Source organism: Pseudomonas sp. GW821-FHT04C07, from assembly GCF_059420325.1.
Genome location: NZ_JBWKTM010000001.1, coordinates 417,448 through 429,178, shown reverse-complemented (window position 1 = coordinate 429,178; position 11,731 = coordinate 417,448). Strand labels below are relative to the sequence as shown.

At 59.4% G+C, this 11,731-nt stretch carries 12 protein-coding genes and 1 pseudogene; 8 read left to right on the top strand and 5 right to left on the bottom strand.

The window, feature by feature from the left end; genetic code table 11:
* Window positions 1-75: 75 nt before the first annotated feature.
* Window positions 76-284: pseudogene (locus tag AC07UI_RS02045) on the bottom strand (phospholipase D family protein); the annotation flags it as partial.
* 60 nt (window positions 285-344) lie between these two features.
* Window positions 345-1,778, bottom strand: a complete 1,434-nt coding sequence (locus AC07UI_RS02040; RefSeq protein ID WP_494990889.1) for an aminotransferase-like domain-containing protein — start codon at window positions 1,776-1,778, stop codon at window positions 345-347.
* A 179-nt stretch (window positions 1,779-1,957) separates the two neighbouring features.
* Between AC07UI_RS02040 and AC07UI_RS02035 the strand changes: the two genes are divergently transcribed.
* Entirely contained in the window at window positions 1,958-2,203 is a 246-nt protein-coding gene (locus AC07UI_RS02035) for a DUF1127 domain-containing protein (protein ID WP_494990888.1), read from the top strand.
* Window positions 2,204-2,380: 177 nt separating this feature from the next.
* Here AC07UI_RS02035 and AC07UI_RS02030 read toward each other — a convergent pair whose 3' ends face one another.
* The gene (locus tag AC07UI_RS02030) at window positions 2,381-3,694 is read right to left on the bottom strand and encodes an NAD(P)/FAD-dependent oxidoreductase (protein WP_494990887.1); all 1,314 of its coding nucleotides are present in this window, start codon (window positions 3,692-3,694) and stop codon (window positions 2,381-2,383) included.
* Window positions 3,695-3,842: 148 nt separating this feature from the next.
* On the opposite strand from AC07UI_RS02030, the gene AC07UI_RS02025 reads away from it, so the two are divergent.
* Entirely contained in the window at window positions 3,843-4,196 is a 354-nt protein-coding gene (locus tag AC07UI_RS02025; protein ID WP_494990886.1) for a YkgJ family cysteine cluster protein, read from the top strand.
* Window positions 4,197-4,239: 43 nt separating this feature from the next.
* On the opposite strand, the gene AC07UI_RS02020 is transcribed toward AC07UI_RS02025, so the two are convergent.
* Window positions 4,240-4,728, bottom strand: coding sequence for an Lrp/AsnC ligand binding domain-containing protein (locus AC07UI_RS02020; protein ID WP_494990885.1), 489 nt, complete (start codon window positions 4,726-4,728; stop codon window positions 4,240-4,242).
* A gap of 156 nt (window positions 4,729-4,884) precedes the next feature.
* On the opposite strand from AC07UI_RS02020, the gene dadA reads away from it, so the two are divergent.
* The 6 genes from dadA (at window position 4,885) to AC07UI_RS01990 (ending at window position 11,021) form a co-directional block, all read left to right on the top strand.
* Window positions 4,885-6,189: a D-amino acid dehydrogenase gene (gene dadA / locus AC07UI_RS02015; RefSeq protein WP_494990884.1), complete on the top strand. Its 1,305-nt coding sequence runs from the start codon at window positions 4,885-4,887 to the stop codon at window positions 6,187-6,189.
* Complete coding sequence (locus tag AC07UI_RS02010; protein WP_494990883.1) at window positions 6,161-6,526, top strand: RidA family protein; 366 nt, start codon at window positions 6,161-6,163, stop codon at window positions 6,524-6,526. The genes dadA and AC07UI_RS02010 overlap by 29 nt, the downstream gene beginning before the upstream one ends.
* Window positions 6,527-6,621: 95 nt before the next feature.
* Window positions 6,622-7,695, top strand: a complete 1,074-nt coding sequence (gene alr / locus AC07UI_RS02005) for an alanine racemase (RefSeq protein ID WP_494990882.1) — start codon at window positions 6,622-6,624, stop codon at window positions 7,693-7,695.
* Window positions 7,696-7,823: 128 nt separating this feature from the next.
* Window positions 7,824-8,372 carry a cupin domain-containing protein gene (locus tag AC07UI_RS02000; RefSeq protein WP_489069446.1) on the top strand — a complete coding sequence of 183 codons (549 nt, stop codon included), beginning with the start codon at window positions 7,824-7,826 and terminating at the stop codon, window positions 8,370-8,372.
* Between the two features lie 168 nt (window positions 8,373-8,540).
* Window positions 8,541-8,966 carry a c-type cytochrome gene (locus AC07UI_RS01995; RefSeq protein WP_494990881.1) on the top strand — a complete coding sequence of 142 codons (426 nt, stop codon included), beginning with the start codon at window positions 8,541-8,543 and terminating at the stop codon, window positions 8,964-8,966.
* 135 nt (window positions 8,967-9,101) lie between these two features.
* Window positions 9,102-11,021, top strand: a complete 1,920-nt coding sequence (locus AC07UI_RS01990) for an acetyl-CoA hydrolase/transferase C-terminal domain-containing protein (RefSeq protein ID WP_494990880.1) — start codon at window positions 9,102-9,104, stop codon at window positions 11,019-11,021.
* 128 nt (window positions 11,022-11,149) lie between these two features.
* Here AC07UI_RS01990 and AC07UI_RS01985 read toward each other — a convergent pair whose 3' ends face one another.
* Complete coding sequence (locus AC07UI_RS01985; RefSeq protein WP_494990879.1) at window positions 11,150-11,722, bottom strand: xanthine phosphoribosyltransferase; 573 nt, start codon at window positions 11,720-11,722, stop codon at window positions 11,150-11,152.
* Window positions 11,723-11,731 lie beyond the last annotated feature (9 nt).

The following is an 11,731-nucleotide window of genomic DNA, read 5'->3' as shown; positions in this document are numbered from 1 at the left end:
ACGCGGCCCGAACCTTCGGCAGCTCACAGCATCCGCTCCGGGCCGACGCTGAGCATGTCGATGTCGATGAAATTTCAGCTCGGCGCGGGCCATGAAAGCTTCGCTGCTGTTGGACAGCAAGCGAAAGCCGGAGCGGCCCTTATAAGGCGCTGCCTGGGCCTGGATCGAAGGACCAAACGCCGAATCCGCCGCTGGCAAGGTTCTCGCGGTACGTCGAACGTGGCGCAACCGCCCAGGGTCAGGGCGAAAAGCAGAAGAAAGTGCAGTGCCCGTGTGGGTCTCAAGTCGGATCGTCCCGATTGGCGGCGGTTGTCGTCATGTGGACGCTGGCTTGCGGTCAAAGGTCAGTCGACGGCACCATCGGTTTCGGCCAGCAGCTTGATTGCCGCAGCCCCCACCTTGCGCACAGCTTCTTCAATCTGTGCCGTCGGCTTGGCTGCGTAGTTCATCCGCAGACAATTGCGATATTTGCCTGAGGCCGAAAAGATACTGCCGACAGCGATCTGTACGCCTTGTTCAAGCAGCACGCGATTCAGTTTCAAGGTGTCGAAACCCTCGGGCAGCTCGACCCACAGCATGAAGCTGCCTTGCGGGCGGCTGGCGCGGGTGCCGGCGGGGAAGTAACGGCTGACCCAGTCGATCATCAAGTCGCGGTTACGTTGGTACTGCGTGCGCATGCGCCGCAAATGCGGCTCGAAATGTCCGGCCTTGAGGAATTCGGCGATAGCGATCTGTGGTTGCGGTGCAGTCGAGCCAGTGCTGATGTATTTCATGTGCAGGACCCGCTCCAGGTAACGCCCCGGCGCTACCCAGCCAATGCGTAAACCCGGTGCCAGGGTTTTCGAGAACGAACTACAGAGCAGGACGCGACCGTCTTCGTCGAAGGATTTGATGGTCCGTGGGCGCGGGTAGGTGTAGGCCAGTTCGCCATACACATCGTCCTCGATGATCGCCACGTCGAAGCGCTGGGCCAGGGTCAGCAAGGCCCGTTTGCGCGACTCCGGCATGATGTAGCCCAGCGGGTTGTTGCAGTTGGGGGTCAACTGTATGGCCTTGATCGGCCATTGCTCCAACGCCAGCTCCAGGGCATCGAGGCTGATCCCGGTGAGCGGATCGGTGGGGATTTCCAGGGCTTTCATGCCCAGGCCCTTGAGGGTCTGCATGGCGCCGTGAAAGCTCGGCGAGTCCACGGCGACGATGTCGCCTTGCTCGCAGGTGGCGCGAATGCTGGTGGACAGCGCTTCATGGCAGCCGGTGGTGATCACCAGATCGCTGGCACCTAGCTGACAACCGGAGTCGAGCAACAACCGGGCAAGCTGTTCACGCAATTCCAGAGTGCCGTAGATGTTGTCGTAATACAGACCGGGCATGTCCTGCCGGCGGCTGATCCGCGCCAGGCCACGTAGCAGCGGCTGCATGGTCGGCGTGGTGATGTCCGGCATGCCGCGGCCCAACTGGACGACATCCTTGCGCGGTACGGCGCGGATCAATTCGAGTACCTGATCCCACTGGGAAATTTCCACCGGCCGTTGTGCGGGGCGCCCGACCGCGGGCAGCGCCGGCAACTCGCGGCCGACCGGGACGAAATAGCCGGATTTGGGCTTCGGCGTCGCCAATCCGCTGTCTTCCAACACCCGATAGGCCTGCTGCACCGTGCTCAAGCTGACCCCGTGCTCGACGCTCAAGGCCCTCACCGAAGGCAACCGGTCACCGGGGCGATAGAAGCCCTGTTCGATACGCGTGCCGAGCAGTTCAGCGAGATTGACGTAAAGGGTCATGGCAGGGCCTCGATGGGATCGATTCGGATAAGCAGTACAGATGGAGCAAAAATACAGGATTCAGTGCTGCGATTGGAAATTCTGTATGGAAATAATACAGCTACTTTGAATCTGTAATGGTTTTGGACGCCCGCGCATCATGTCTGCTCATGGCTACCCAAGTAAACAGGAGCAGAAAAATGAACGGCTTGAGCGATGTGCGGCTCACATTACACAGTCAGGAACTAGTGGCAGGGCAGGAGAAAGGGTCACGTGCGGCGACTATGCGCAACGCCCCGTCCGGTCTGAGCCGTTGGGGCCTGTTCTGGCATCGCCTGCGCACCCGCAAAACCCTGCTCGATTTGACGACCGAGGAGTTGCGCGACATCGGCTTGAGCCGTGAACAGGCGCGGCAAGAAGGGTTGAAACCGTTCTGGCGGATTTAGGGTGTGAAACACATCCCTATGTAGCAGCTGCCGCCAGGCTGCGTCCGGCTGCGCAGCAGTCGTAATCTGGCCACCTCGGTTTTCCTGTGAGATCGAGGCCTACCGTTCTACGACCGCTTCGCGGCCGAACGCAGCCTGGCGGCAGCTGCTACAGGGAAGGGTGTCGTTCCCTGAGCCTCAGGTCAGCTCTTTAAGCCTGTGCCAGAGCATTCCCAGCGCCAGCAGCGGAGAGCGCAGGTATTTGCCGCCGGGGAAGGTGATGTGTGGAACCTGGGCGAACAGATCGAAGCCGCCGCTCTGCTGGCCGCTGATGGCCTCGGCCAGCAACTTGCCGGCCAGGTGCGTGGCGTTTACGCCATGACCTGAGTAGGCCTGGGCGTAATACACATTCGGCTGGTCCTTGAGCCGTCCGATCTGTGGCAGGCGATTGGCGCCGATGCCGATCATCCCGCCCCATTGATAGTCGATCTTCACCCCGGCTAGCTGCGGGAATACGTCCAGCATTTTCGGCCGCATATAAGCGGCGATGTCCTGCGGGTCGCGCCCGGAATAGTGACAAGCACCGCCAAACAGCAAGCGCCGGTCCGCCGAGAGACGGTAGTAATCCAGCGCTACCCGTTGATCGCAGACCGCCATGTTCTGTGGCAATAACGCGTGAGCCTGGGCTTCACTCAAGGGTTCGGTGGCGATGATATAGCTGCCGGCTGGCAGCACTTTGCCGCTGAGTTGCGGGTTGAGTCCGTTGAGGTAGGCGTTGCAGCCCAGCACTAACGTTTTGGCCCGCACTGAACCCTGAGCGGTGTGAACACGAACTTCAGGGCCGTAATCGATGCGGGTAACGGCCGATTGCTCGAACAGCTTGACGCCCAGTTGCTGCGCGGCGACGGCTTCGCCCAGCGCAAGATTCAACGGATGCAGATGCCCCGAGCCCATATCGATCAAACCGCCGACATAACGGTCGGAGCCGACCACAGTGTGCATTTCATGGGCTTGCAGCAGGCGGGTTTGGTGACGATAACCGAGGCTGCGCAGTTCTTCGGCATCCTCGGCGAATCCTTCAAGATCGCGAGGTTTGTTGGCCAGATCGCAATAACCCCAGGTCAGGTCGCAGGCGATCTGGAAACGTTCGACCCGCTGGCGGACTATTTCCACCGCCTCAAGCCCCATCAACTTCATCTCACGCACGCCTTGCGTGCCTACCACATTGGCGAACTGATCGAGGCCGTGGCCGACACCGCGAATCAGCTGCCCGCCGTTGCGCCCGCTGGCGCCCCAGCCAATCTTGCGCGCTTCCAGCAGCACTACGCTCAAACCGCGCTCGGCCAGTTCGATAGCCGTGTTCAACCCCGAGAAACCACCGCCGACCACGCAGACGTCGGCCTGTAACTCACCTGTGAGCACCGGATGGTCGGGCTGCGGCAGGCTGCTGGCGGCGTAGTAAGACGCGGTGTGCTGGTTGCTCGGGACAGGTTTCTGAGCACGGGCATTCATGTGCATAATCCGGATTATTGTGTTTGGAAAACTTTACGGAGCATAAGCCGGACCTTTCAGGTGCGGCAACACTGGTCGGCTGGCGCTGTCTGGAACGTGGCTTTTAAGGCAGAATCCCAATCCATCCACTTTCCCGGTAACCGCTTCGATGAGCTGCAACAGCCAGAAAATTCGCACTCTCCGGCAGCAGATCCCCTCGTTCGAGTGTGTCCCCGGTTGCCATGACTGCTGTGGTCCGGTAACCACTTCGACCGAAGAAATGTCCCGTTTACCGCGCAAGACGGCGGCCGAGCAGGAAGCGGCAATGGATGAGTTGAACTGCGTTCACCTGGGCCCCAACGGTTGCACGGTGTACGACGAGCGTCCGTTGATCTGTCGTCTATTCGGCACTACGCCGACCTTGCCATGCCCCAATGGCCGCCGCCCGGTGGAGTTGATTCATCCGCGAGTCGAAAAGCAGATCCATGAGTACATGGCCAGCACGCGGCAGGTTCTGGTTTGAAATGATCGTTCCCACGCAGAGCGTGGGAACGAGCGTGATGCGCTCAATCCGGAATCGGTAGATTCAAACTCTCTTTCACCTCTTCCATCACGATATAGCTCTTGGACTCCCGCACATGGGGCAGTTTAAGCAGGATGTCGCCCAGCAATTTACGGTACGACGCCATCTCGGAAATCCGTGCTTTCACCAGATAGTCGAAGTCGCCCGACACCAGATGGCACTCCAGCACATGGGGCAGCTTCAGCACGGCTCGCCGGAACTCTTCGAAGGTGTCGCCGGATTTGTAGTCCAGGCTGATCTCGACGAATACCAGCAGGCTGCCCTTGAGGTGCTGCGGGTTGAGCCGGGCGTTGTAGCCCATGATGATTCCTTCGCGCTCCAGACGACGTACCCGCTCGGTACAGGGTGTGGTCGACAGGCCGACCTTTTCCCCCAGTTCGGTGAAGGAAATGCGCCCGTCCACCTGCAGGATGCGCAAGATGTTGCGGTCGATCTTGTCCAGCTCACGTTTGGTCTGGGTGTTGGTACGCATAGGGGATGCGCCTCCGTGAAAAGGGTTTTTGCCGAGAATTCTCGCCAAATATAGGCACTTATATAGTGAAAAGCACTGGCAAATGTTTTTTACACTGCGCGCATCTTCGCTCTGAACAACAAACGTCAGCGGTAAGCCGCGATGAGGGATATGAAAATGCGCGTTCTGGTCTTGGGTAGCGGCGTCATAGGTACCGCCAGTGCCTATTATCTGGCTCGGGCCGGCTTTGAGGTGGTGGTCGTCGACCGCCAGCCGGCCGCTGCCATGGAAACCAGTTTCGCCAACGCAGGCCAGGTCTCGCCGGGTTATGCCTCGCCCTGGGCCGCGCCGGGTGTGCCGCTCAAAGCCATCAAGTGGCTGTTGCAGCGCCACGCGCCGCTGGCGATCAAGGCCACTGCCGAGATTGATCAATACCTGTGGATGGCGCAGATGCTGCGCAACTGCACCGCCAGCCGCTATGCGGTGAACAAAGAGCGTATGGTCCGTCTGTCCGAATACAGCCGTGACTGCCTCGACGAACTGCGCGCCGAAACCGGTATTGCCTACGAAGGACGCAGCCTGGGGACTACCCAGCTGTTCCGCACACAGGCGCAACTCGATGGCGCGGCGAAAGACATCTCGGTGCTCAAAGAGTCCGGCGTACCTTTTGAACTGCTCGACCGCGCCGGCATCGCCCGCGTTGAACCCGCACTGGCCAGCGTCACCGACATCCTCGCCGGTGCCTTGCGCTTGCCGAATGACCAAACCGGTGACTGCCAGATGTTCACCACCCGCCTGGCCGAAATGGCTGTGAAACTGGGTGTGGAATTCCGCTTCGGCCAGGACATTCAACGCCTCGACTACGCCGGTGATCGGGTCAATGGTGTGTGGATCGACGGCAAGCTGGAAACCGCTGACCGCTACGTGCTGGCACTCGGCAGCTATTCGCCGCAGTTGCTCAAGCCGCTGGGCATCAAGGCGCCGGTGTATCCGCTCAAGGGTTACTCGTTGACCGTGCCGATCACCAACCCGGAGATGGCCCCGACTTCGACTATCCTCGACGAGACTTACAAGGTCGCGATCACCCGTTTCGACAACCGCATTCGTGTCGGTGGCATGGCTGAAATTGCCGGTTTTGACCTGTCGCTCAATCCGCGTCGGCGCGAAACCCTGGAGATGATCGTCAACGACCTCTATCCTCAGGGCGGTGATTTGTCCCAGGCCAGTTTCTGGACCGGCCTGCGTCCGACCACACCGGATGGCACACCGATTGTCGGTGCCACACCGTTGCGCAATCTGTTTTTGAACACCGGTCACGGTACGCTCGGCTGGACCATGGCGTGTGGTTCTGGTCGCTTGCTGGCTGACCTGATGGCGAAGAAAACGCCGCAGATCAGTGCCGAAGGACTCGATATTTCTCGTTACGATAATAATCCCAAGGAGTCAGCTAAACATGTCAATCCAGCGCCAGCTCACCAATGAGCGCATGAGCCAGATCGTTGTACACGGCAATACCGTGTATCTGGCAGGACAAGTTGGCGACGATATGAACGCCGGGATTGAACAGCAGACCCGTGAAACCCTTGCCAACATCGAGCGTTTGCTGGATCTGGCCGGGACCGACAAGAATAGTCTGCTGTCGGTGACGATCTACCTGAAAGACATCGACGCTGACTTCGCCGGTATGAACGCTGTCTGGGACAAGTGGCTGCCAAAAGGTGTGGCACCTGCCCGCGCAACCGTCGAAGCCAAGCTCTGCGAGCCGGAAATTCTGGTCGAGCTGTCGGTTGTGGCCGCTCTGCCTCAAGTAACGCTTTAAGTAACAACGATCCCTCTCCCGGCGCTGTTGGTGGTTCACGCTGTCAGCCAGCGCCGGTTTTTTCTTCCCTCATGACCGCCTAGAAGTCTGCCGCCATGCGTCCTGCCCGTGCCCTGATCGATCTTCAAGCTCTGCGTCACAACTACCAACTGGCCCGCGAAGTGTCGGGAGCCAAGGCTCTCGCCGTGATCAAGGCCGATGCTTATGGCCATGGCGCGGTGCGCTGCGCCCAGGCTCTGGAAGCTGAGGCTGACGGTTTTGCCGTGGCCTGTATCGAGGAAGCGCTGGAACTGCGTGCAGCCGGTATTCGTGCGCCGGTGCTGTTGCTTGAAGGCTTTTTCGAAGCCGATGAGCTGGCGCTGATCGTCGAGCATGATTTCTGGTGTGTGGTGCATTCGTTGTGGCAGCTCGAGGCGATCGAGAAAGCCGCACTGGCCAAGCCGCTGACCATCTGGCTCAAGCTCGACTCGGGCATGCACCGCGTCGGACTGCATCCGGCGGATTATCAAGGGGCCTATCAACGACTCCTGGCCAGTGGCAAAGTGGCAAAGATTGTCCTGATGAGCCACTTCGCCCGCGCCGATGAGCTCCATTGCGCCCGCAGTAGCGAGCAGGTCGCGGTGTTCGAAGCCGCTCGCCAGGGGTTGTCGGCTCAGGTCAGTTTGCGCAACTCGCCGGCGGTTCTCGGTTGGCCGAACATTCCCAGTGACTGGGTGCGCCCGGGCATCATGCTTTACGGCGCGACTCCGTTCGAGGAGGCCAATGCGGTGGCTGCGCGTTTGCAGCCAGTGATGACCCTGGAATCGAAAGTGATCAGCGTGCGTGAGCTGCCCGCCGGCGAACCGGTTGGTTACGGTGCGAAGTTCATCACGCCCAAACCAATGCGTATTGGCGTGGTTGCCATGGGTTATGCCGACGGCTATCCGCGTCAGGCGCCTACCGGTACGCCAGTGTTGGTGGCGGGTCAACGCAGTCAGCTGCTTGGGCGGGTATCGATGGACATGTTGTGCATTGATCTGACCGATGTACCGCAGGCCGGCCTCGGTTCGACGGTCGAGTTGTGGGGCAAGAACATCCTTGCCAGCGACGTGGCGATGGCTGCCGACACCATTCCTTATCAGATTTTCTGCAACCTGCGCCGAGTGCCACTGCTCTATTCCGGGAGCTAAAGGGCACTCTGCCTTACCGGAAGTCGCCTTCCTGAAGCGGATTCAGGCCCAAGTGTTGTAAATACTGAACGCTGTCGCCATGATAACGCTCAATACCCCTACAACCTGAATCCTGGGAGGCTAATGCATTGGACGTCGGTGAACGACTGCAATCGATCCGTAAACTGAAAGGTCTTTCCCAGCGTGAGCTTGCCAAGCGTGCGGGGGTCACCAATAGCACCATTTCGATGATCGAGAAAAACAGCGTCAGTCCCTCGATCAGTTCGCTGAGGAAGGTTCTTGGTGGTATCCCCATGTCCATGGTCGAGTTCTTTTCCGAAGAAATCCTCCAGGAAAAACCGACTCAGATCGTCTATAAAGCTCACGAACTGATCGATATCTCCGATGGCGCGGTCACCATGAAACTGGTCGGTAAGGCTCATCCGAGTCGGGCAATCGCTTTTCTCAACGAGATTTACCCGCCAGGCGCCGATACCGGCGGCGAAATGCTCACCCACGAAGGTGAGGAGACCGGGATTCTCCTGGAAGGTCGTCTGGAGTTGGTGGTGGGGCTTGAGACATTCGTGCTTGAGGCCGGTGACAGCTACTACTTCGAAAGCACCAAGCCGCACCGTTTCCGTAATCCGTTCGACGCGCCGGCGCGGCTAATCAGCGCAGCCACGCCAGCGAATTTCTAAGAGGAAGGCGTCCAGCAAGGTTTGTGCAGGCGCTCTGGTTAGTTTTCCGCCACGACTAATACCCCTTCGACTTTAGGGTTGTTTCAGTGTGGCGGGCTAACCGCTATACTTGCGCCCGCCTGCGAACCGTGGCCGTGGGCGTGACTAGCCACCATTGAGGGTGTACGCGTGAACCTAATTATGAAAATGCTGGCTGCACCAGCAACCGTATTGGCCCTTTGGGCAGTCAGCGCTCAAGCTGCGACCAACGACGATATCGCTAAACGCCTTGAACCAGTCGGCCAGGTCTGTGTACAAGGTCAAGAGTGCAAGGGGATGGAAGTCGCTGCTTCGGCGGGCGGCGGCGGTGCGAAAACCCCTGACGACGTGATTGCCAAGCATTGCAATGCTTGCCACGGCACCGGCCTGCTGGGTTCGCCAAAAATCGGCGACGCTGCCGACTGGGGCAAGCGCGCCAAAGAGCAAGGTGGTCTTGACGGCCTGTTGGCCAAAGCCATTACCGGCATCAACTCGATGCCGCCCAAAGGCACTTGCGCCGATTGCTCCGATGGCGATCTCAAAGGCGCAATCCAGAAGATGTCCGGCCTGAAATAAGTCCCATCTTCCGCGAAAAAGCCGCTTACGAGCGGCTTTTTTGTGCCCGAGATTTGGCCTCAAGGCTGTTCTTTGCAGCAAAGACCCGGCAAGCTCAGTCCCACCCCGGCTCAAGGCGCGTCCACGGAGGGTCAGATGGTGCAGTCCTGTTCAATCGAGCATGCGGTCGATGCTGTGCTCGCACGTTTACCGGTGCATATTCATATGGGTTTGCCGCTGGGCCTTGGCAAACCCAATGCTTTTGTTAACGCGCTGTACCAACGCATTGCACAACTGCCCGGGCGCCGGCTGACGATCTACACAGCCCTGAGTCTGGGTCGCCCATCCTTGGGTGATGGCTTGCAGCGGCGCTTTCTCGAGCCCTTTGTCGAACGTGTATTCGGCGATTATACGGAACTGGATTTTCTCGCTGATCTGCACCACGACAGCCTGCCGGCCAACATCCGCATCGAACAGTTCTTCATGCAGCCAGGGAGTTTGCTCAACAGCCTGCCCGCTCAACAGGACTACGTCAGCAGCAACTACAGCCATGCCGCGCGGGACATCAATGCCGCCGGTTTGAACCTGGTCGCGCAACTGGTCGCTCGTGATCCACAGGCGGATCGCCTGAGCTTGAGCTGCAACCCGGATATCACACTCGACTTGCTGCCGATGATCGCCAAGCGCCGCGCGGCGGGAGAAACCATTCTGCTGCTCGGCCAGGTTCATCGAGACCTGCCTTACATGCCGGGCCATGCGGAAATCGGCAGTGACACCTTCGATTTGCTGATCGACGAGGAGGACCACACAACGCTGTTTTCCACGCCGAATATGCCCGTGGGCTTGCAGGACCATTTCATCGGGCTGCACGCCAGTACTTTGGTGCGCGATGGCGGCACCTTGCAGATCGGCATCGGCTCCATGGGCGATGCGCTGACTGCTGCACTGCTTGCACGTCAGGCGGATAACGACGGTTATCGAGCGCTGTTGGCGGAGATCGATGTCACACACTGGCAGCGTCTGATCGAGCGTGAAGGCGGCGTCGAGCCCTTCGCCAAAGGGCTTTACGGTTGCAGCGAAATGTTCGTCAACGGGCTGTTGGTTCTGGCCGATGCAGGAATCGTAAGGCGTAAGGTTTATGCGCAGGTTGCGCTGCAAGAGCAGGCGAATGCCGGAGCGCTGGATGAGGCCGCGCAGCAGGGCGGTATCTCAGTGCATGGCGGGTTCTTTCTCGGGCCGCGCAGTTTCTATCAGCGGTTGCGCGAGTTGCCGCCGAGCAAGCTGGTTGAGTTCAACATGACCGCCATCAGCTACATCAATGAGCTGTATGGCAACGAACAGCTCAAGCGGTTGCAGCGCCAGGATGCACGTTTCATCAACAGTGCCTTTACCATGACCCTGCTCGGTGCCGGGGTGGCGGATCAACTGGAGGATGGGCGGGTACTCAGCGGTGTCGGCGGGCAATACAACTTTGTTGCCCAAGGCCATGCGCTGGAGGGTGCGCGTTCGATCCTGATTTTGCGCAGCTGGCGCGAATCAGGCGGCGAAGTGAGTTCGAACATGGTCTGGGATTACGGTCACTGCACGATCCCGCGGCATCTGCGCGACATCGTGGTGACCGAGTACGGCATCGCCGATCTGCGCGGCAAGACCGATGCGGCGGTGATCGAGGCCTTGCTGAGTATCAGCGATTCACGCTTCCAGCAGGGCTTGATCGAGCAGGCACAGAAAGTCGGCAAGTTGCCCAAGGACTTCCGCCTTGATCCACGTTTCACCGACAACAACCCGCAGCGTCTGCAGGCGATTCAGGCACGGCATTCCCAGCTTTTTCCGGAGTATCCGTTGGGCAGCGACTTCAGCAGCGAGGAGCGTGATCTGTTGCGGGCGCTCAACTGGTTGAAGAGCAAGTTCAAGCTCACCGAGATTCTCGAGCTGGGCAAGGCCGCGCTGGATGCGCCGCAGCCATCGCAATACCCGGCTCATCTTGAACGGATGCAACTGACGAAACCTGAGGGCCTGCGCGAGGATCTGTATCAGCGATTGCTGTTGGCAGGTCTACAGGCCACCGCGAAGTAACTACCAGCGACGATCAAATGTGGGAGCGGGCTTGCTCGCGAAGACGGCGGCACATCCAGCATTGATGTGACTGACAAACCGCATTCGCGAGCAAGCCCGCTCCCGCAGGGGGTTTGTGGTGTGGCGGATTAGTCGATAAAGGTCACGACGCCGCCCGCCAGGGATTTCACCCGGGCCAGGGATTCAACGCGATAGCCCTGAGCGTCCAGCTCGGCACGGCCGCCCTGGAATGACTTCTCGATCACGATACCCAGGCCTGCCACGGTGGCGCCGGCTTGTTTGATGATCGAGATCAGCGCTTGCGAGGCCTTACCATTGGCCAGGAAGTCATCGATGATCAGCACGCGGTCGTTGCTGGTCAGGTGCCGTGGAGAAATCGCCACAGTGCTTTCGACCTGCTTGGTGAACGAGTACACAGTCGCCGACAGCAGGTTTTCGGTCAGGGTCAGGGACTGATGCTTGCGGGCGAAAATCACCGGCACACCGAGATTCAGTCCGGTCATGATCGCCGGAGCAATACCCGAGGCTTCGATGGTAACGATCTTGGTGATGCCCGAATTTGCGAACAGGGTGGCGAACTCATCGCCGATCAGCTTCATCAATTGCGGGTCGATCTGGTGGTTCAGAAAGGCGTCGACTTTCAGGACCTGATCGGAAAGCACGATGCCTTCTTCGCGAATTTTCTTGTGCAGGGCTTCCACGGAACTTCC